This is a genomic window from Lentzea sokolovensis (assembly GCF_033949975.1).
In the GTDB taxonomy this organism is placed as follows: domain Bacteria; phylum Actinomycetota; class Actinomycetes; order Mycobacteriales; family Pseudonocardiaceae; genus Lentzea; species Lentzea sokolovensis.
The window spans coordinates 18,056-38,096 of sequence record NZ_JAXAVU010000005.1 but is presented as its reverse complement, the minus strand read 5'-3'; the positions used below and the strand labels follow the sequence as shown (position 1 = coordinate 38,096).

Annotated in this window: 16 protein-coding genes; 1 reads left to right on the top strand and 15 read right to left on the bottom strand. The window is 70.4% G+C overall.

Annotated features, from left to right (window positions below; translation table 11 throughout):
• Positions 1-12 precede the first annotated feature (12 nt).
• Together SK854_RS10910 and glmS are read right to left on the bottom strand one after the other, a co-directional pair.
• Complete coding sequence (locus SK854_RS10910; RefSeq protein ID WP_319974946.1) at positions 13-1,395, bottom strand: NAD(P)H-hydrate dehydratase; 1,383 nt, start codon at positions 1,393-1,395, stop codon at positions 13-15.
• Positions 1,396-3,255: a glutamine--fructose-6-phosphate transaminase (isomerizing) gene (gene glmS, locus SK854_RS10905; protein ID WP_319974945.1), complete on the bottom strand. Its 1,860-nt coding sequence runs from the start codon at positions 3,253-3,255 to the stop codon at positions 1,396-1,398. It lies immediately after the preceding gene.
• A 134-nt stretch (positions 3,256-3,389) separates the two neighbouring features.
• Here glmS and SK854_RS10900 point away from each other — a divergent pair, with 134 nt between their 5' ends.
• Positions 3,390-4,217, top strand: coding sequence for a dienelactone hydrolase family protein (locus tag SK854_RS10900; RefSeq protein WP_319974944.1), 828 nt, complete (start codon positions 3,390-3,392; stop codon positions 4,215-4,217).
• Between the two features lie 54 nt (positions 4,218-4,271).
• On the opposite strand, the gene SK854_RS10895 is transcribed toward SK854_RS10900, so the two are convergent.
• The 13 genes from SK854_RS10895 to SK854_RS10835 form a co-directional block, all read right to left on the bottom strand.
• Positions 4,272-4,715, bottom strand: a complete 444-nt coding sequence (locus SK854_RS10895) for a hypothetical protein (RefSeq protein WP_319974943.1) — start codon at positions 4,713-4,715, stop codon at positions 4,272-4,274.
• Positions 4,706-7,435, bottom strand: a complete 2,730-nt coding sequence (locus tag SK854_RS10890) for a hypothetical protein (protein WP_319974942.1) — start codon at positions 7,433-7,435, stop codon at positions 4,706-4,708. Before SK854_RS10890 ends, SK854_RS10895 begins: the two co-directional genes overlap by 10 nt.
• 6 nt (positions 7,436-7,441) lie before the next feature.
• The gene (locus SK854_RS10885; protein ID WP_093591261.1) at positions 7,442-7,735 is read right to left on the bottom strand and encodes a hypothetical protein; all 294 of its coding nucleotides are present in this window, start codon (positions 7,733-7,735) and stop codon (positions 7,442-7,444) included.
• 170 nt (positions 7,736-7,905) lie between these two features.
• Positions 7,906-8,181, bottom strand: coding sequence for a hypothetical protein (locus SK854_RS10880; protein ID WP_319974941.1), 276 nt, complete (start codon positions 8,179-8,181; stop codon positions 7,906-7,908).
• 26 nt (positions 8,182-8,207) lie between these two features.
• Complete coding sequence (gene glmM / locus SK854_RS10875; RefSeq protein ID WP_319974940.1) at positions 8,208-9,542, bottom strand: phosphoglucosamine mutase; 1,335 nt, start codon at positions 9,540-9,542, stop codon at positions 8,208-8,210.
• Positions 9,543-9,751: 209 nt separating this feature from the next.
• A complete protein-coding gene (rpsI, locus tag SK854_RS10870) occupies positions 9,752-10,339 on the bottom strand; it encodes a 30S ribosomal protein S9 (RefSeq protein ID WP_319974939.1) in 588 nt (195 codons plus the stop codon).
• A 26-nt stretch (positions 10,340-10,365) separates the two neighbouring features.
• Positions 10,366-10,809 (bottom strand): 50S ribosomal protein L13, encoded by a 444-nt coding sequence (gene rplM, locus SK854_RS10865; RefSeq protein WP_030478339.1) that lies wholly within the window; start codon positions 10,807-10,809, stop codon positions 10,366-10,368.
• A gap of 254 nt (positions 10,810-11,063) precedes the next feature.
• The gene (locus tag SK854_RS10860; RefSeq protein WP_319974938.1) at positions 11,064-11,351 is read right to left on the bottom strand and encodes a WXG100 family type VII secretion target; all 288 of its coding nucleotides are present in this window, start codon (positions 11,349-11,351) and stop codon (positions 11,064-11,066) included.
• Positions 11,352-11,418: 67 nt separating this feature from the next.
• On the bottom strand, positions 11,419-11,727 hold the full coding sequence (locus SK854_RS10855; protein WP_319974937.1) for a WXG100 family type VII secretion target: 309 nt from the start codon (positions 11,725-11,727) through the stop codon (positions 11,419-11,421).
• Positions 11,728-11,874: 147 nt separating this feature from the next.
• Positions 11,875-12,261 carry a hypothetical protein gene (locus SK854_RS10850; protein ID WP_319974936.1) on the bottom strand — a complete coding sequence of 129 codons (387 nt, stop codon included), beginning with the start codon at positions 12,259-12,261 and terminating at the stop codon, positions 11,875-11,877.
• A 25-nt stretch (positions 12,262-12,286) separates the two neighbouring features.
• A complete protein-coding gene (locus tag SK854_RS10845; RefSeq protein ID WP_319974935.1) occupies positions 12,287-14,092 on the bottom strand; it encodes a type VII secretion-associated protein in 1,806 nt (601 codons plus the stop codon).
• A gap of 81 nt (positions 14,093-14,173) precedes the next feature.
• Complete coding sequence (locus tag SK854_RS10840; RefSeq protein ID WP_319974934.1) at positions 14,174-16,828, bottom strand: AfsR/SARP family transcriptional regulator; 2,655 nt, start codon at positions 16,826-16,828, stop codon at positions 14,174-14,176.
• A 45-nt stretch (positions 16,829-16,873) separates the two neighbouring features.
• Positions 16,874-19,579: an AfsR/SARP family transcriptional regulator gene (locus tag SK854_RS10835; RefSeq protein ID WP_319974933.1), complete on the bottom strand. Its 2,706-nt coding sequence runs from the start codon at positions 19,577-19,579 to the stop codon at positions 16,874-16,876.
• Between the last annotated feature and the right edge of the window lie 462 nt (positions 19,580-20,041).

Here is a 20,041-nt window from a genome sequence, read left to right as displayed (position 1 = left end):
GTGAGCGAGCGCTCAGGACCGGCGAAGTGCCCTGATGGCGTCAGGTATGGCCGTCATGAGGCCCGACGCGGGCACCGGAGCCCCGTCCGCGCCCAGTTCGGCGGCCAGGACGTGCAGGTAGGCCCCGTAGCCCGCGGCCAGGAACGGATCCAGGCCACTCGCCAGCAGCGCACCGATGATGCCCGACAGGACGTCGCCCGATCCGGCCGTCGCGGGCCAGGACGAGGTCGCCGAGTTGACCAGCGCCCGTCCGTCCGGCGCCGCCACGACGGTCCGGTGTCCTTTGAGCAGCACCACGGCGTTGAACCGCCGAGCGGCCTTGCGGGCGGCCGCGACGCGATCCGGACCGACCGGGCCGGCCAGGCGTTCGAACTCGCGGTCGTGCGGGGTGAGCACCAGAGCGGCGTCGGGATCGCGGGCGTCCCAGAGCGACGGGGTCGAGGCGAGCAGCGTGATGGCGTCCGCGTCGGCGATCACCGGCACCCCGGCGTCCAGCACGAACCTCACGACCTCGGCGGACGAGGTGCCCGTGCCCATACCGGGGCCGACGACCCAGGCCTGGACGCGGCCGGCGTCGGTGGTCGAACCGGTGCAGATCGTCTCCGGCCAGCGGGCGCGGATGGCGTCGGCGGCCGGACCGGCGTAGCGGACCATGCCGGACGTCGCGAGCACGGCCGCGCCGGTGGAAAGCACTGCGGCGCCTGGATATGTGGCACTGCCGGCCGCCACTCCCGTGACGCCCTGGGTGTACTTGTCGTCGGACGGGCCCGGCACCGGCCAGGCGATGTCCTCGCGGTCCAGCAGCACGAAGTCGGGATCCACCGGCCGCAGCCCGATGTCGACCAGGTGCACCTCACCGCAGTCGGCCAGCGCGTGCACCGGCTTCAGGCAGCCGAACGTGACGGTGGTGTGCGCTTTGACGTGCGGTCCGGAGATCTCGCCGGTGTCCGGGTCGATGCCGGACGGCAGGTCCACGGCCAGGATCGGCGCTGTGACCGTGTCGACGAGTGCCGCTGCCTGAGGGCGCAGCGGACCGCGTGCGGAGAGGCCGACGATGCCGTCGATCACCAGGTCCGGCGACCCGACCTCGGAGACGATCCGCCCGCCCACACGCCGAAACGCTGCCAGGCCTTCCGCGTGCGCCTTGGCCGGGTTGAGCAACACCGCGGACACCGCGACTCCCCTGCGGCGCAGGAAGTAGCCGGCCCACAGGGCGTCGCCGCCGTTGTTGCCCGCACCCACGAGCAACGTGACGCGGCGACGTCCGGCAAGAAGCCGGAGGGCGTGGGTGGCCACACCGAACGCGGCCTTGCGCATCAACGAGCCAGGCGGGACCACCGCCATGAGCTCCTCTTCAGCGGACTTGACGCGTTCGGTGTGCCAGACGCCTCTCACTCACTCGACGGTAACGGACTTCGCCAGGTTGCGAGGCTTGTCCACGTCGTAGCCGCGGGCGGACGCGATCTCGGCCGCGAGGATCTGCAGCGGCACCGTCGAGATGAGCGGCTGCAGCAGCGTCGGGACGGCCGGGATCTCGATCAGGTGGTCCGCGAACGGGCGCACGGTCTCGTCGCCCTCCTCCGCGATCACGATCGTGCGGGCGCCACGGGCCTGGATCTCGCTGATGTTCGACACCAGCTTCGAGTGCAGGACGGCGCGCCCCTTCGGCGACGGCATGACCACGACGACCGGGAGACCCTCCTCGATCAACGCGATCGGGCCGTGCTTGAGCTCGCCCGCCGCGAAGCCCTCGGCGTGCATGTAGGCGAGTTCCTTGAGCTTGAGCGCGCCTTCCAGGGCAACCGGGTAGCCGACGTGACGGCCGAGGAACAGCACCGCCTTCGAGTCGGCGAGATCCCGGCCCAGGGCACGGACCTGGTCGGCCGTCGCGAGGACGCGCCGCACGGCCTCGGGCATGGCCTCCAGCTCGTGGAACTCGCGGGCGACCTCGTCCGGGTACTTGGTGCCGCGGGCCTGCGCCAGGGCCAGGCCCACCAGGTAGTTCGCGGCGATCTGGGCGAGGAACGCCTTCGTCGACGCGACACCGATCTCCGGACCGGCGTGCGTGTAGAGGACGGCGTCGGACTCACGAGGGATCTGCGCGCCGTTGGTGTTGCAGACGGCCAGAACGCGGGCCTTCTGCTCACGGGCGTGGCGCACGGCCTCAAGCGTGTCCGCGGTCTCGCCGGACTGCGACACGGCGACGACGAGCGTGTCGCGGTCGAGAACCGGGTCGCGGTAGCGGAACTCGGAGGCCAGCTCGACCTCGACGGGCAGGCGGGTCCAGTGCTCGATCGCGTACTTCGCGACGAGACCCGAGTGGTAGGCCGAACCACACGCGATGACGAAGACCTTGTCGACGTCGCGCAGGTCCTGGTCGGAGAGGCGCTGCTCGTCGAGGACGATCCGGCCGTTCGCGAAGTGGCCGCGCAGCGTGTTCGCCAGCGCCTCCGGCTGCTCCTCGATCTCCTTGAGCATGAAGTACTCGTGGCCGCCCTTCTCGGCGGCGCTGAGGTCCCAGTTGACCGTGAACGGCTTGGCCTCGGCGGGCTCGCCGGCGAAGTCGGTGACCTCGTAGCCGGAGCGGGTCAGCACGACCATCTGGTCCTGGCCCAGCTCGACGGCTTCCTTGGTGTGCGCGATGAACGCGGCGACGTCGCTCGCGACGAAGTACTCGTTCTCGCCGACGCCGACGACCAGCGGGGAGTTGCGGCGCGCGGCGACGACCGTGTCGGGCTCGTCGGCGTGCGTGAAGACGAGCGTGAACGCACCCTCCAGGCGGTTCACGATCTTGCGCACGCTGGCAGGCAGGTCGCCCTTCGTGTCGCCCTCGGCGTAGGCGAACGCCACGAGGTGCGCGACCGTCTCGGTGTCGGTGTCGGACGCCATCTCGACGCCGAGACCTTCGAGCTCGGCGCGCAGCGCGAGGAAGTTCTCGATGATGCCGTTGTGCACCACGGCGACGCGACTGGTGGCGTCGCGGTGCGGGTGCGAGTTCTTGTCGATCGGCGCGCCGTGCGTCGCCCACCGGGTGTGGCCCATGCCGACGGTGCCCACGAAGTTGTCGCGGCCCACCTCGTCGAGCCTCGTCTCCAGGTTCTGCAGCCGTCCGGCCTTGCGTTCGACGGCGAGGTCGTCGCCTGTCACGACCGCGACGCCCGCCGAGTCGTAACCCCGGTACTCGAGGCGCCTCAGCCCGTCCAGCACGACGTCGAGCGCCGACTGGTGACCCACGTATCCCACGATTCCGCACACGGAAAACAGACTAGCTAGACCACGCCGCTAACCCTAATGAGTGAGGGGGCTCTGTTTGCGCAGGTCACACGCCCATGTGGTGTAGACCAATCTCAGGTGTGGTGCGCGCGACAGGATCGACTACGGTTCACGGCATGGCTCGCCGCGTGATCACGCTGACCGCGAAACAGGCCCTTGAGCAGCTCAGCAGGCCTGGCCCGCACCCCGTGCTGCGCGGCGACCTCGCGCTCGTCGGCCTGCCGGGCGTGATCTTCACGCCCCAGTCCGGCCTCGGTCTGCCCGCCGTCGCGTTCGGACACGGCTGGATGCAGCCCGTGCGCCGCTACCACGGCCTTTTGCGGCACCTGGCGTCGTGGGGCGTGGTCGCCGCGGCACCGGCCGTGGAGCGCGGCCCGCTGCTGTCGTCGCGGGTGCTGGCGGCGAACCTGCTGACCACTTTGGACATCTGCACCGGCGTGCGGCTCGGCACCGGGGAGATCAGCGTCGACCCGTCGCGGCTGGCCCTCGCCGGGCACTCGATGGGCGGCGGCGCGGCGGTGCTGGCGGCGTCGACCGCGGACCGCATCAGGGCCGTTGTGACTTTGGCCGCAACGGAGACGCGGCCCTCCGCTCTGGACGCGGCACGGGAGGTGCGCGCGCCCGGACTGCACCTCGCGGCGGGCGAGGACCGCATCGCACCGCCCGTCGGCCACGCCGAGGCGATCGCCCAGGCCTGGGGCGGCCCCGTGCAACTGCGGCTGCTGCCCAAGGCTTCGCACCTCGGGTTCACCGAGGGCAGGCACTGGAGCGAGCTCATGCTCGACGGCAGCGGCGAGCGGGGGGCGCAGAAGCTCGGACGCGCGTTCGTGACGGCGTTCCTGCTCCGCGTGCTGACCGGCGACAGGACGTACGACGACCTGCTGGACACCGATCTGAAGAGCGCGAATCTCATCTTCCAGCGGGAAGCCCTGCGGCAGCGCTGACGGCGAGAGGCCCGCACCGGCGTCGGTGCGGGCCTCTCGGCCGGAGAAATCCGGTCAGCTGAGCCAGGTCTGGCCGCTCAGGTCGTCATCGTCGTCCACCGGGGCGGCCCTGCGCGGCCGGGCCGGCGGAGGCGGCGGCGCGACCGGAGGCGGCGCGACGGGCTGGGGCACGGGCGGCGGAGTGAACCCCTGCGGGGTGTAGCCGCCGTCGTCGTCCTCCGGCCCGAACGCCAACTCGCCCGCGCCGCGCTCGGGACGTTCCCACTGCGGCTTGCGCTGCTGCTGCTTCTCGCCCTGCTTGACGATGTTCTCGGCGCTCTTCTGAGCTTCCGCGACGTCCTGCTTGTGCTTTTCCTCGCGAGCCGCGATGTCGGCGGCCACCTTGTCCTGGCTCGCCTTGAGCTCCGCCGAGACCTCCGCGGTGGCACGGCGGGTCTTGGCGATGTTCTCGTCGAACAACGCCTGAACGCGCGGGTCCACTTCTCCGATCATCGCCATGGGTTGGCGGCCTCTCCTCGGTCTTCACCCAGCGTGGTCTGCATGGCGCTCAACGGGTTGCTGTTGTCGTCGTCGAACAACGTGCCCGTGGTGCGCCACTGGCTGGCTCCGCGCTCGGTGTCGCCGCCCTGCTGACCGCCGGCGCCGGCTCCGGCACCGCCGCCCATCATGCCGCCGCCACCCATCATGCCGCCGGAGGCAGCACCGCTCGGCGCCTGGCCCTGGGTTTCCTGCAGGGACGGCAGGTTCGCGGAACCCGCCTGGCCCGCCTCGGAGGGGTTCGTGTTGAACGAGCCGCCGCTGCTGTCGCTCGAGTTCGGGCTGCTCCACGCGCTGTCGGCGTTCGAGCCGCCGAGCACGGACTCGCCACTGCCCGCGCCGCCGGTGAACGAGACACCGGACGTCGACGTGCTGTCGGACGCCTGGGCGAACTGCGGGGCGCTCTCCGCAGAGATCCTGGGCTCGCCGACGTTCGGCATGATGCCGTTGTCCTCGATGTAGCTGCGGCCCATCGACTCCTGGAAGCGCTCCGCCACGTTCGGCGCGGTCTCCCCCGGCGGGCTCCAGACCTGGTCTCCCGCGGGTGCGGGCATCGTCTGGAAGCCGGCCTCGGCAGGCATCGGCTGGAAGCCGGCCTCGGCGGGCAGCGTCGTGACCGCGTCCTCGACGGGCTGCGGGAAGTCGGACTCCGGCGTGCGCAGGCCGTCCTCGAGCCTGCCGCCGTCGGAACCGCCCCCGCCGGGACCGGACTCGGAGCCCGGCGTCTGTGCGGCCGGGTTCTCGTCCTCGCCGAAGCCCACACCGATCTTGTCGGGCGTGCCGTCGCCGTTGTCCGCGGTCAGGTTGATCTCGCCGGTCTTGGTGTCCACCTCAGCGGTGAAGTTGACGCCGTCCTGCTCGATGTGGATCTTGCCGTCCTCGCCGACCTCGACCGGGATCGGGTTCGACTCCGAACCCAGCGGGCCCGTCGTCGGGGCGGCGCCGCCACCGGGTGCCGGCGTGCCACCCGCGGCAGGCGTCTGCGCGCCCGGCGTCTGGGCACCCGCGGTCTGGTTCGAGGCGGTGAGCTGGTTGGCCATGTTGGTGATGGCCTGCGTGCCGTTCTGCCCCATCAGGGCCTTGGCGGCCTCGGGGTTCTTGCTGAAGTCCAGGTCGTAGGTCTTCGGCTCGCCCTTGGGCGTGTCGATCGTCATCTTCACGTGCCCGTTCGAGTCGGGCTCCGTGACCTTGATCGTGTTGTCGCCCGCCGTGACCGTGACGGTCTCGAGCTCTTCCTCCGGCTTGGGCTGGTCCGGCTTGCCGTCGCCGTCGAGGTCGTCGGGCTTGCCGTCACCGTCGGTGTCACCGGGGACGTCGGGCTTGCCGTCGCCGTCCTTGTCGAGCGGGTTCTCCGGCTTCGGCATCTCCGGCGCGCCACCGCCGCCACCGCCGCTCGGGCTGCCACCACCGCCGCCACCGTTCGGGCTGCCGCCACCGCCACCGCCGCCGTTGTCGACGTTCTTGCGGCCGCCGCCCTGATCGGAGAACGCCGGGGGGTCGCCAATCGGGCCGAACGTGTCCTTGAACGCGTTCTTCAAGCCCGTGAACATGGCCTTGTAGTCGGCGTCGACACCGGCCTGCACGGCCTGGCAGTAGCCGTCGAACGCCTTCTTCTTGCCGTCGAACTCCTCGCAGAGCGCCTTCAGCTTCTGCTTGGCCTCGTTGATGATGGATTCCCGCCGGCCCTTGACCCAGGAATCCCAGCCGAGGCCCGCGAGAACGCCCGACAGGATGCCGCCGGTGAGAGCGCCCACGACGCCGCCGACGACCCAACCGGGCAGGCCGGAGAGTCCGTCGAGGATGCCCGCGTCGTTCTCGAAGATGTCGCCGTTCGCCTGACGGATCGCGGTCTCGGCCTCCTCGACCGTCAGACCGCCGCACTTCTCCGAGTACTGGTCGTGGATCTGCTGCGCGAAGTCCTTGACGTGCTTCTGCATGTTCGTCACGCCGGCGGTGATCGCGCCGGGAGCCGTGCCCGCCTGCTGCACGAACGTCTTCGAGGCGCCGGCGAACTTGGTCCGGTACTCGCCCGCGGCCTTCGCGGCGGAGCCCTCCCAGGAACCGAGCCCGTTCCAGGCGGAGCCCAGCGCGTTGTCGTGCGCCTCCGCCTTCTTCACGTTCTCGGTGAGCTTGTGGGCGTCTTCGCGGAACTTCGCGAAGTCGATGTCGCGAACCTCGTCGTACTGCCGGTAGATGTCGTTCTGCAGGTTCGGCGCGGCACCACCGTGACCGCACGCCTGCGCGGCCTTCGGGTAGATCGGGATGAACTTCTCGAAGAACCTGAGACCGGGGGCGCCGGCGTCGAGCAGCGTGTTGCTGTTCGGAACGTCGCCCTGCTCGTTCAGGACCTTCTGGGTGGAGCCGAGCTCGCGCTCCACCTTGGCCTGGTCGACGAGCTTGTCGGCGTCGCCGCCCTTCTTCTCCCACTGGGCGCGGTCGACCTCCTTGCCGGCGACCACCCCCATGCTCAGGCCGGCGGTAGGAACGGCCAACGCCGCGCCGAGCAGGTAGCTGCCGACGCCGGGATCGCTCGGAACATCGACTCCGTTGGCCTTCGCGTACCGTTCGACGTCCTCGTCCGAGGCGCCGGCACCGGCGAGCGCGGGTACGAGCTGCTTCTTGGTCTCCGGAGTGACGTTCGGGTCGTCGAGGAGCTTCTTGATCTCGGTCTGATCCGCCACGACTCGTTACCCCTTGAACTGGCTCGAGGTCTGCGCCTCGTTCGACTCGTACGTCTTGGCGACGTCCTTCAGGCGAGTGGCGATGCCGGTCGCCTCCTTGCCGAACTTCTCCAAGTCCTGGCCGAAGAGGTCGAAGCAGGCCTTGTACTCGGCAGCGACGCCCTGGAACTTGCGGCCGACCTGCCCGGCTCCCACACCCGGCACGGCCGCGGCCTTCATCTGGATCAGGGCTGATCCCTCTGCCTCGTACGTCCCCGCAGCCTTGGTCAAATCGCCGGACTGAACGCCGAACCCGGACATCTGCTCGCCTCCCCTAGTCCCCGATCTGACGCAATTCGGCCTCATCGGGTTCCGCCATACAGTGCCAGCTCGGATCACGCGGTGACCGGAGCTCCAGGATGTCGGTTGCCTTAGTAAACAGCCATTCGGCGCAAGACGCCGATGATCACCGCTGAACGGGTGGCGCCTGGTCACCAGCCGCCGGGCGCGGGCGGCTGCGTGCCGGGAGGGGGCTGCTGCGGGTACCCGTGGGACGGGTTCGGCTGCTGCTGGGGAAATCCTTGCCGGGGAGGGGCCTGCTGCGGAAATCCCTGCGGGTGCTGCTGCCCGTACGGCTGCTGCGGATGGCCGTGACCGGGCGGGAACGGGGGCTGGGCGACGGATTTGCGCTTCGACGTCGTGACGACGGCGATGATGACCGCTGTCACACCTCCCAGGAACACCAGGAGTACGAGCAACATCAACATGGTCATTCCCCAGCCCCCATCTGTCCTCAGTGCACCGAGGAAACCACACCCGCGAGGCGCTGCGCGGCCGACTCGGCCTGTTCGTGACTCGTGGCCTCGACCATCACCCGCACGAGCTGCTCGGTGCCGGACGGGCGCAGCAGCACGCGGCCGGTGTCGCCGAGCTCGGCCTCGACGGCGGCGACGGCCTCGCTGACCGTGGACGCCTTGGCGACCGCCGCCTTGTCGGTGACCTTCACGTTGATCAGGACCTGCGGCAGGCGGCGCATCACCGAGGCGAGGTCGGCGAGCGACTTGCCGGTCTCGGCCATGCGGGCCATCAGGCGCAGCGCGGTGAGCAGGCCGTCGCCGGTGGTGGCGTGCGCGGGCAGCACGACGTGGCCGGACTGCTCGCCGCCCAGCGAGAAACCGCCGGCCTTGAGGTCCTGCAGCACGTAGCGGTCGCCGACGGCGGTGGTGCGCAGCCGGATCTTGGACTCGCGCATGGCGATGTGCAGGCCGAGGTTGCTCATCACGGTGGCGACGAGCGTGTCCTCGAACAGCTCACCCGCGTCGCGCATGGCGAGCGCGAGGACCGCGAGGATCTGGTCGCCGTCGATCGGCTCGCCCTGGGCGTCCACGGCGAGGCAGCGGTCGGCGTCACCGTCGTGCGCGATCCCGAGATCGGCACCGTGCTCGCGGACCGCGGCGGCCACGACGTCGATGTGGGTGGAACCACAGCCGGCGTTGATGTTGAGGCCGTCCGGGTTCGCGTTGATCGCGATCACCTCGGCCCCCGCGCGGCGGTAGGCGTCCGGTGCGGCCACCGACGCGGCACCGTTCGCGCAGTCCACCACGACCTTGAGACCGTCCAGGCGGTGCGGTGTGACCTTGAGCAGGTGCTCGACGTACTGGGTCTCGGCGTCGGGAACATCACGCACCCGGCCGATCGCGGCACCGGTCGGCCGGTCGAACCCGGCGCCCATGTGCTGCTCGATCTCGTCCTCGACCGAGTCGGGCAGCTTGTGGCCACCGGCGGCGAAGAGCTTGATCCCGTTGTCCGGCATGGCGTTGTGCGACGCGGAGATCATCACGCCGATGTCGGCGCCGAGGGCTGCGACCAGGTACGCGACGGCGGGCGTGGGCAGTGCGCCGACGCGCAGCACGTCCGCTCCGGCCGAGGTGAGGCCCGCGGTGACGGCGGCGTCGAGCATCTCGCTGCTCGCCCTGGGGTCGCGACCGACGACGGCGATGGGGCGGTGGGTGCGGTCGTGCTCGGCGAGCACCCGCGCCGCCGCGGAAGCGACGGACATCGCGAGTTCAGGGGTGAGATCGGCGTTGGCGAGACCGCGTACACCGTCGGTGCCGAACAGGCGGGCCATGGAACCTCCGAAGTGGACACTGCAAGGCGGCGGGGACTGACCCGGAAAACCCGGAAACCCTTGAAAACACTGCGGGAGCAGCAGTTCGTAGTGAACTGCTGCTCCCGCAGGTACAGCTGTAACGCACTCGGGGTGCGGGGTGTCCCCGCAGTCGCCGGTTCGAGCAGTGGTCTGACGAAGCAGACACAGCTCGCCCAGCGACTGACCCGTCAGCGCTTGGAGTACTGAGGCGCCTTGCGGGCCTTCTTCAGACCGTACTTCTTGCGCTCCTTGACCCGCGGGTCACGAGTGAGGAAGCCGGCCTTCTTCAGGACCGGGCGGTCCTCGGCGTCGATGGCGATCAGCGCACGCGCGATGGCGAGACGCAGCGCACCGGCCTGGCCGGTGATGCCGCCGCCGTGCAGGTTGCCGATCACGTCGAAGGTCTCGGGCTTCTCCGTGGTGACGAGCGGCTCCCTGATGAGCTGCTGGTGCACCTTGTTCGGGAAGTAGGCCTCGAGGGTCTTGCCGTTCAGCGTGAACTTGCCGGTGCCGGGCACGAGGCGGACGCGGACGACGGCCTCCTTGCGGCGGCCGACGGTCTGCGCGAGGTGCGCGGCGCCGTTCAGCGAGGGCGCGACCACCGGAGCGGAGGTCTCCTCGACCTCGGCGTCGTCGGCGTCAGCCTCGACGGCCTCGGCCTCAACGGCTTCGGGAGCCTCTTCGGCCTCAGGAGCGTCGACGACCTCGGCCTCGACAACCTCGGCCTCGACCTCGGGGGTCTCGACCTCAGGGGTCTCGTTCTCAGGGGTGGTCACAGGAACTTCCTCGGTGTTCTCGTCGCTCACTGGGCGATCTTCTTGATCTCGAAGGCCTGCGGCTGCTGCGCCTCGTGCGGGTGGCTCGCGCCTGCGTAGACCTTGAGCTTGTTCGCGATCTGACGGCCAAGGCGGTTCTTGGGCAGCATGCCCTTGATCGCCTTCTCCACCAGGCGGTCCGGACGGGTGTCCAGGACCTCGCCGAAGGACTGCTTGCGCAGACCGCCGGGGAAGCCGGAGTGGCGGTACTGGAACGCCTGGTCGCGCTTCGCACCGGTCAGAGCGACCTTGTCAGCGTTGATGATGACAACGAAGTCACCGGTGTCAACGTGAGGTGCGTAAGTCGGCTTGTGCTTGCCGCGCAGCAGCGTCGCGGCCTGGGTGGCGAGCCGGCCGAGCACCACGTCCTGGGCGTCGATCACATGCCAGGTGCGGGTCACCTCACCGGGCTTCGGGCTGTACGTGCGCACGGATCTACCTCGTCGTCACTTGCGTCTGGGGTCACTGCGGCGGTTGCCCCAGACCGATCTTGGACGAACCAAGCGGAGGTTCCGAGACAGGCGCGACACATAGGGGTGCCAGCTACCGCACAACAACGTCAGAAGATACCGGATGGGTGGCTCCGGGACCAAAACGGCCCCTCCGAAGCCACCTCACCATGGACATACGCGAGCCCCGGACCACGTGGTTCCGGGGCTCGCGAGATCTTGCCTACTGCGATGACTTACCAGCGCTGAGCGTTCATGCGCTCGGACTGCTCGTAGGCCTCGCCGGCCTGCTGCACGGCGGTACCGATGGCGGCGAGCACGGCCTGCAGGTCCGCGGCGGCCTTGTCCCACTTGTCCTGCGCGGCCTGGTACTGCGTGGCGGCGTCACCGGTGTAGCCGGAGAGCGTGCTCGTCACCTTCGAGCGCAGGTCGTCCAGCTGCTGGTCGACGCTCTTGGCGGAGCTGCTGATCTGCGAAGCCGCGTTCGCCACCTCGGCGAAGGTAACCTGAATCTCACCAGTCATTGCTATCTCCCCTGGAATGTCTTTGAAGTCTGGAAACGCGAGAAGCGACTAACGAACGAAAGCGAGATCAGCTGCTGAGACGGCCGGTGATGCCGGTCATGCTCTGCGACTGCTCTTCCTCGTTGCGGGCGTAGACGTCAGCGGAGCTCGAGATCTGCTCGGCGATGGCCATCAGCGCTTCCTGCACCTTCGACGCGTCGTCGTGGAAGCGCGCCATCAGGTTGGCGAACGCGGTGGCCGCGTTGCCCTTCCAGGTGCCGGCCAGCGTGTCGACGGTGTTGCCGACCTGGCGGAGCGTGCCCTGCGTCTGCTCGTTGACGTCGGCGATGTGCTTCGCCAGGGCGTCGAGCTCTTCAGCGGTAACGGTCAATGCCATTGGGAGATGCCCCCTTCAGAGAAGTTCAAGTCGTACTTCTTGGTGCGTACGTCTCTTCCGACGAGGACCCTGCCACGTCGGTTCCGTCCTGTCGCGATTTCTTTCGAAGTAGTTGCGCTAGTAAACGGCTCCGGGTGAAACCAGGCGTCAGTAGAGGATTCGCGACTGCGAAAAGTCCTCGTCATCGTCACTCACACGGGGAAGCTGACCACTCGGACCGGCGACGGCGGAAGAACCGAGAGTCACCCGTTCCGTCTCAACTGGAACGGGCGCGGTGAGGTCGGCGGCACTCGGCACCTGCTCGACGGCCAGACCCCGGTCCGCGCGGAAGCCCGCGGCGGTCTCCCGGACCTCGGAGGAGGTGGCCTGAGCGCCGGGCTCGACCTTGCGCTCACGTGCCTGCGCGGCGAGGTCACGCGTGCGTTCCCGCAGCTTGGCGTTGCGTTCACCGACCTCACCCGACGCGCGACGGGCGCGGGTGACCGCGGCTCCTACCTCGGCGCGGAACCGGGCGAGGACCTCGGTGGCGGACATCGGCGACTCCCTGACGTTGCGACTGTCACTTGATGACGAGCGAGCTGACGATCCGCTCGCAGGCGGTGCGGACCTGGGCCCTGGTGGCCTCCGTCGCCTGGCACCCCACGCTCACCTGGACGTCGCCGGCGAACTGGATGTACCACTCGACCCCGGTCACTTCGACCACTTCGCGATAGTGAACAACAGACTTGCCCGCGAATGTGGTGTTGTCGACGAAGTCGGCGACCTCGTCTCCATTGTCCTTGCGTTGCTGATACAGGCCCTTCAACTCACTCAACGCACGAACTCGGTCCTGGTCGCTGTTGTACGTGAGAGTTTGCTCCTGCACAGCAATGCGCGCGTCCGGTTGTTTGCCTTCGGAATTCTTGCGCTCAATCGGTTGCAAAAGCACCTGCCGATCACCGGCCGCGCCGCCGGTCTGCTCCCACCCGTCCGGCCGGGTGAAGCTGTAGTCGTAGACGGCGATCTGATCGCCGGGCGGAGTCGGCTGCTGCGGCGGCTTGCGGTTCAGCCAGAAGTAGCCACCGACACCCGCCGCCGCGAGGACGATCACGACACCGATGGTGATGAACAGCGGCGCCCTGCTCTTCTTCCTCGGCGGCAACGACGGCGAGGCCGTCGCGAACGACACGGGGAACTGCCCGGGAGGCGGCGGCGTGATCCGGCGGGTGATCTTGCGGGTGGTGTCGTCGCCGACCCGCAGGTTGTGAGTCACCTCACCCGACGGGCCCTTCGGCGACTGGGCGACGCCGCCGGTCCGTTCCGGATCGAGACTGACCGCCCGCAGCGCGCCGCGGGCCACCACCGTCTCCGGCTGGTCGATGCTCGTCGGCACCACGCGGATCTGGTCGTGCACCAGGCGCGCGACGAGAGGGATCCGGCTCGACCCGCCGACCAGGAAGACCCCGGCGAGCTGCTGGGGCCGCAGACCGGCGTCGCGGACGGTGGCGGCGGCCAGCGCGGCCGCCCGGCTCAGCGGCGCGGTGATCAGCTGCTCCAGGTCCGACCGCGTCACGTGCGCGTCGGGGAACGGCTGCGGCATCGGCACGTCGGTGTAGGCGTGCCGGGACAGCGTCTCCTTGGCGCCCCGCACGTCCTGGCGCAGCACCCGCCGCTTGCGCCGGTCGGCCATCTCGCGGCCCTCGACGAGCTGCCGCCACGCCTCGGGGTCCTTGGCCGCGACCAGTCCGCCGACGTGTTCGAGCAACGCCTGGTCGATGTCGGCGCCACCGAAGCTCGGGTCGCCCTTGGCGGACAGCACCCGGAAGCTCTTGCCCGCGCGCGCCACCACGCTGGCGTCGACCGTGCCGCCACCGAGGTCGAGCACGGCGAGGGCGGCACCGTCCGGAATGGAGTGGCTCGCGGAGTGGAAGACGGCGGCGGCGACCGGTTCGGGCACCAGCACGAGTTCGCGGCCGAGCCCGCGGGCAGCCTGCAGCAGGACGCGGGTGCGGACCGTGCCCCAGTCCGCGGGGTGGGTGAGGACGAGAAGGTCGACAGGCGCTCCACCGCCAACGCGCCGTGCTTCCCCTACGGCTCGGGACAGCACCGCGCGCACAACGTCCACAACGGGCAGCACGGTGCTGCCGAGCAGCAACTCCCCCTCGTCGACGCGGCGCTTCGGGTGCGGCTCGTAACGGGCGGGGTCGACCGCGGCCTGGCGCTCGGCCTCCTGACCGACGAACAACGTCCCGTCGGCGGCGGCGAACACGGCGGACGGCACCAGCGGCTGGCCGTCGAACACGACGACCTGCGGCTCCCGGCCGTGCGCGGAGATCGCGACGCAGGTGCTCGACGTGCCGAAGTCGACCGCGACGTGCAGGCTCATGCACCTTCCCCTCTTCCGGGCACATGCTTACCCGATGCGACTGACCTGGACGACACGGATGGCAAAGGTCGCCGCGAGAGTTCAGCTCAGCGCCGCCACCCGCGCGGCCAGCGCGTCCGCCCGTGCGTCGTTCCTCGACCGGTAGACGTCGATGGCCTCCTGCCATGTCGCCGCGGCTTCGTCGAGCCTGCCCTGACCGACCAGCACGTCGCCGATCAGCACCAGCCCTTCGGTCACTCCGTCGGTGTCGCCGACGTCCTTCATGAACGCCACGACCGCCCGCAGTTCCGGCTCGGCCTCGGCGTACCTGCCCCACCCGGCGAGCGCGGCGGAGCGGTAGGCGCGCACGCGAACCACGAGGAACTCGTCGCCGTGCCGGGCGGCGAGCGGCGCGGCGAGGTCGGCCTCCCGCAGTGCCTTCTCCCACTGCCCGTCGCGGTTGAACCTGGCCGCCAGGTTGCAGTGGCTGACGATCTGCAGGTTGAGGTCGCCGATCTCGGCCGCGATGCCGAGGCTCTCGCGCAGGTAGGTCTCCGCCTCCTCACGGCGCCCGAGCGTGCTGTACAGCTTCGACATGTTGCCCAGCACCCCCGCGACCGAGACCCGCTCGCCCTCCGCCCGCACGAGCGCCAGCCCGATCTCGAAGTTGCGCAGCGACTCGTCGAAGCGCCCCACGCACTCGTAGATCGCGGCCAGCTTGGTGCGGGCGATGCCCTGCTCCGCCACCGAGCCGAACCCCTGCACCGCCTCGAACAGGTCGACCGCGTCGTGCCAGTGGGTGCTGTCGACGGTCAGGTAGCTGTGCAGGTGGACCGGGATCAGCAGAGCGTGCCGGTGCAGGCCCCGCGCGAGCGCGGCGAACGTGACGGCCTTGAGGTTGGCCCACTCCTCCCGGCGCCACCTCTGCGCGACGAACCACGACGAGAACTCCTGCGGCACCACACCGGACGTCACGGCGTCGGCACGCAGGACGATCTTGGCCGAGTCGAGCGAGGTCGCGTTCTCCAGCGTGTGGACGTACCACTCCGTCAGTCGCAACGCCGCTTCTTCTTCGTCACCGCACAGTTCCGCCGAGTACACGCGCAACAGGTCGTGCAGTTCGTACCGTCCCGGAGTCCGCGACTGCACCAGGTGATCAGCGACCAGCCGCTCCAGGAGACGACGGGCCTGGGCGACGGAGACGCCGGCGAGCGCGGCCGCGGCGCCGACGTCGAAGTCCGGGCCGGGATGCACGGACAGCAACCGGAACATCCGCGCCGAGCCGGCGTCCAAAGCCTGGTAGGACCACGAGAACACCGCGCGCACGTCGATGTCGTCGTAGTCGGTCAGCGCGTCGAGCCGAGCCTCGTCCAGTTCCGCGACGAACTCCCGCAGTGCCACGTCGGGGAAGCGCGCGACCCGTTCGGCGAACACCCGCAGCGCCAACGGCAGCCCGGTGCAACGCTCGACGATCTCGCGCGCGGCCTCCGGTTCGGCGTGCAGCCGCTCGGCGCCGAGCACGGCGGTGAGCAGTTCCAGCGCCGCGTCCAGGTCCAGCTGGCGCAGGCTGATCGAGGTGGCGTCGTGCTGCGAGACCAGCGAGCGCAGCTGGTTGCGGCTGGTGACCACCACGCGCACGCCGGCGACACCGGGCAGCAGCGGCAGCACCTGGCGAGGCGCGGCCGCGTTGTCGAGCACCAGCACCATCCGCCGGTCGGCGAACGTGGTGCGCAGCAAGGCGAATCGCGCGTCCGCGTCGGTGGGGACCTTCTCCACGCCCAGCCCCACCAGCAGGGTCTCCGCCGCGGCCGCCGGATCGACCGGCTGCGCCTCCGGGTCGAACCCGCGCAGGTTGAGGTACAGGTCGCCGTCCGGGAAGTCGTCCCGCGCCTCACGCGCCCAGCGCAGTGCCAGGGCGGTCTTCCCCACGCCGCCGACGCCGTGCACGACGGTGACACCGCTCGTCTCGCCGAGCAGGCGGAGCTCGTCGTCGCGGCCGACGAAGTTCCGGACACCGGCGGGCAGCTGCCGCGGCACCTGACGACCGCCGGAGGGCACCTCGCCACGCAGGATCTGCTGGTGCAGCTCCTGCAACGCCGGACCAGGATCGACGCCGAGCTCGTCCGCCAGCTGCTCGCGCACCCGCTGGTAGGCGGCCAGCGCTTCGGCCTGCTGGCCCGCGCGGCACAGGGCCAGCATCAGCTGCCGCCAGAACGACTCCCGCAACGGGTGGTCGGCGACGAGCGATCGCAGCTCGGCGACGAGCTCGCGGCCGAGTCCGCGGTGCAGGTCGGCTCCGATGCGCGACTCCAGCGCGTCGAGCCGTTGCCCCTCAAGTCGTGGCACGTCCTCGCGGTGCAGCGAGTCCGAGGCGACGTTGCCGAGCACCGGACCACGCCACAACGCCGTGGCGGTGGTGAAGTCCTGAGCAGCCGACAAAGCCCTGAACCGCAGCAGGTCCAGCTCGTCGGGGTCGGCGTCGAACCGGTAACCCCCTGGCACGGTGCGCACGCGGTTCGCGGCGCCGAGCGACTTGCGCAGGCGGGCCACGACCATGTGCAACGTCTTGTGCGCGCGATCAGCCGCCGGCGGCTCGCCGTCCCACAACCTCTCCACGAGGTCATCCACTGACACGAACTCGTTGGGCCGCAACAACAACGTCGCGAGCAACGTCTGCACCTGCCCGGCCGGCACCGCCACCGGCTTCCCGTCGGCCAGCACCTCCAGCGGGCCCAGCACCCGGAACTCGACGCTCACCGCAGGCTCACCCCTCTCCTGACGAGTGTGACATCCGACGTGGATCTAAGAGAGTTCAGCAATGCGGGCACGCAGCTTCTCCGCGGCCTTCTCGTTGCCCATGTCCTCACGGAGCAGCAACGCCTCCTTCAACGCGGCCACGGCGTCCTCCGCGCGTCCCGCACGGGCGTGTGCGTCGGCGAGGTTCTCCAGCGTCACGGTCTTGATGGCGTCCGGCAGCTGGTCGTCGGGCAGTGCGAGCACCCGCTGGAACGTCGCGACGGCCTCGGCGAGGTGGCCGCGTTCCAGGTGCAGCAGACCGCGAGTGTCCAAAGTGGAGGCCGCGAGTTCGGCCATGCCCTCCTGGGTGACGACGGCGTACGCCTCGTCGTTCGCGGCGAGTGCGGCGTCGAACTCCTTGAGGCCCACCAACGTCATCGAGTAGTTGTTCAGCGCCATGGCCAGCCCGGACGGCGAGCCCTGCTCCTGGCGCTTCTCGATCGCGCGTTCGTGCAGGGCCTTCGCCGACTGCAGGTCGCCGCTCATCGCGTGGTTGATGGCCCACTGGTCGAGGGTGACCGCGATGCCGTGCAGGTGGCCGATCTCCTCGCGCACCCGCAGCGCCTCGGCGTAGTGGACGGCGCCGTCGGCGAACGCTCCCAGGGCGGAGAAGGCGTTGCCGAGCGAGTGCAGGGTGATGCCCTCGGCGTACCTGTCGGCACTCGCGCGGGCGGCCGCGAGTGCGACGCGGTACAGCGCGATCCGTTCCGACGGCCGCCCGCGCAGGTAGAGGTAGCCGAACATGACGGTCGCGAGCTGCCAGGCGTGCTGGTGCAGGCCGCGCTCACCGGCGAGCCCGACTGCGGCAAGGAGGTTCTCGTGCTCGGTCTCGCACCAGGCGGCGGCCACCGCCGAGTCCTCGAACAACACCGGCTGCACGCCGTCGGACAACGGGCACAACGTGATGGCGACCCGGCTGTGGCGCAACAGCCGGTCGGCGCTGTCCACCGAGTGCAGGTAGAACTCCAGCAGCCGGCGGACCGCCGCGAGCCGCTCGGCGGCCGGATCCGTCTCCCGCAGCGAGCGCGCGTACTCGCGCAGCAGGTCGTGGGACGTGTACCGGCCAGGCGAGCGTTCGACGAGGAGGTGCATGCGCGCCAGCGTTTGCAACGACCTGCGCACCTCGGCGCGACGGCGGCCGTCGAGCGCGGTGGCCGCGTCCAGGGAGATGTCCGGGCCTGTCGTCAGGCCGAGCAACCGGAAGAGCCTCGCCGTGTCGTCGTCCAGGCGGCTGCAGGACGTGGCGAAGACCGCCTCGACGTGGGTCATCAGGCCGTCCGCGGCCCTGAGCTCGTCGACGAGCGCGCGCAGGCCGAGGCCGGGATCGTCGGCCGCCCTGGAGGCGGCGACGGCGAGGGCGAGCGGCAGGCCGCCGCAGAACGCGACCAGGTCCGCGACAGCGTCCGGTTCGGCGGCCACGCGGCCCGCACCGAGGCGGGCGGTGAGCAGTGCGACGGCGTCGTCCTCGCCGAGCAGGCCGAGCGTCACCGGGACCGCGCCCTCGCGGACGACGAGTCCGGTGAACCGGTTGCGGCTGGTGATCACGACCAGGCAGCCGCGTCCGGCGGGCAGCAGCGGACGGACCTGTTCGACGTCGCGGGCGTTGTCGAGCAGCACCAGCACCCGGCGGTCGGCGACGACGCTGCGGTAGAGCGCCGCGCGTTCGGGCAGGTCCACGGGAACCCGGCCGCCGGACACCCCGAACGCGCCGAGGAACGCCGCCAGCACCTCGGCGGGGTCGGCGGGATCGGCCGACGGCTCGAAGCCGCGCAGGTCGACGTACAGCTGCCCGTCCGGGAAGCGGTCCGCGACCGAGTGCGCCCACCGCACGGCCAGCGCGGTCTTGCCGATCCCCGCCGTGCCGTCGATCGCGGTGATCACCACCGCCGCCCCGCCCGTGGTGACCTCGGTCAGCCTGGCCAGTTCGGCGTCGCGACCGGCGAAGTGCACGGCCCCGACGGGCAACTGCCGCGGCACGCCGGCCCGCGAGGCCGGGTCGAGCAGCCGCGCGTGCAGGTCGCGCAACGGCTGACCGGGCTCGACGCCCAGTTCGTCGTCGAGGTGGTCGCGGATCTGCTCGTACGCGGCAAGCGCCTCCGCCGGCCGCCCCGCCTGGTGCAGCGCTTGCACCAGCTGCGCCCAGAACCCCTCGCGCAACGGGTGCTCGCCGGTCAGCTCCCGCAGCTCGTCCACCAGCTCGGCACCGCGCCCGTGCGCCAGGTCGGCCTCGATGCGCCGGCCGTGCACCACGAGCCGTTCCTCGACGAGCGGCGGCACGTCCTCGCGGTGCAGGTGCTGTGAGGCGACGTCGGACGCCACCTCACCCCGCCAGTGCGCCAGCGCGGCGGCGAACTCGCCCTCGGCGGCGAGCCGCCGGAACCGGGTCAGGTCGAGCCGCTCCGGGTCCACCTCGGCCAGATAGCCGCCGGTGGCCGTGCGCACGCAGTTGGCGTCCCCCAACGCCATCCGCAGCCGCCGAACGACCATCTGCAACGTCTTGTGCGCGCGGTCGAGCGTGGGCGGCTCACCGTCCCACAGCCGTTCCACCAGCTCGTCGACGGACACGAACCGGTTGGGCCGCAACAGCAACGTGGCGAGCAGCACGCGCCCACGCCCGGCGGGAACCGGCACGCGCACACCGTCGCGCAGCACCTCCAACGGCCCGAGGACGCGGTACTCGACGTTCATGGGCTCCTTCACCTGCTCGTCCACAGTGGATTCTCGAGGATGTGACCGAAGTGTGAGCGCCGCTCGGCAAGCTCATCATCAGCCGGGGACGACAGCGGCAGGGCTTCGCCTGGGGGGTCGCTGTCGCCCCGGCTGTTCCAAGGCCGTCAGCCTCTCGGCGAGGTACTCCGCCCGCCGGCTGCCGAGATCACGCCGGAGTTCGCCCGAGCGTTGCCACACCGCGGGAACTTCGTCACGCCGATCCAGACCCGGTAAGGCCTCGCCCGTGCGCACGCGGTCCGCCTCACCCGGCACGCGGTACTCGGCTCGCACAGATCCTCCCAGGTCGCGGCCAGTTTAGCGGCGTGTGATCGCGGTGTGAGCAAAGTGTGAGCGGGGTCGGGCAGAGTACTTCTCAGCGGTGCTGGTGGCTGAGTTACCTGGGGGGCCACCAGCACCGCTCATCAGTTTCCGGGGTCGGGCCCGTGACCGGAGTGTGAGCGCGAC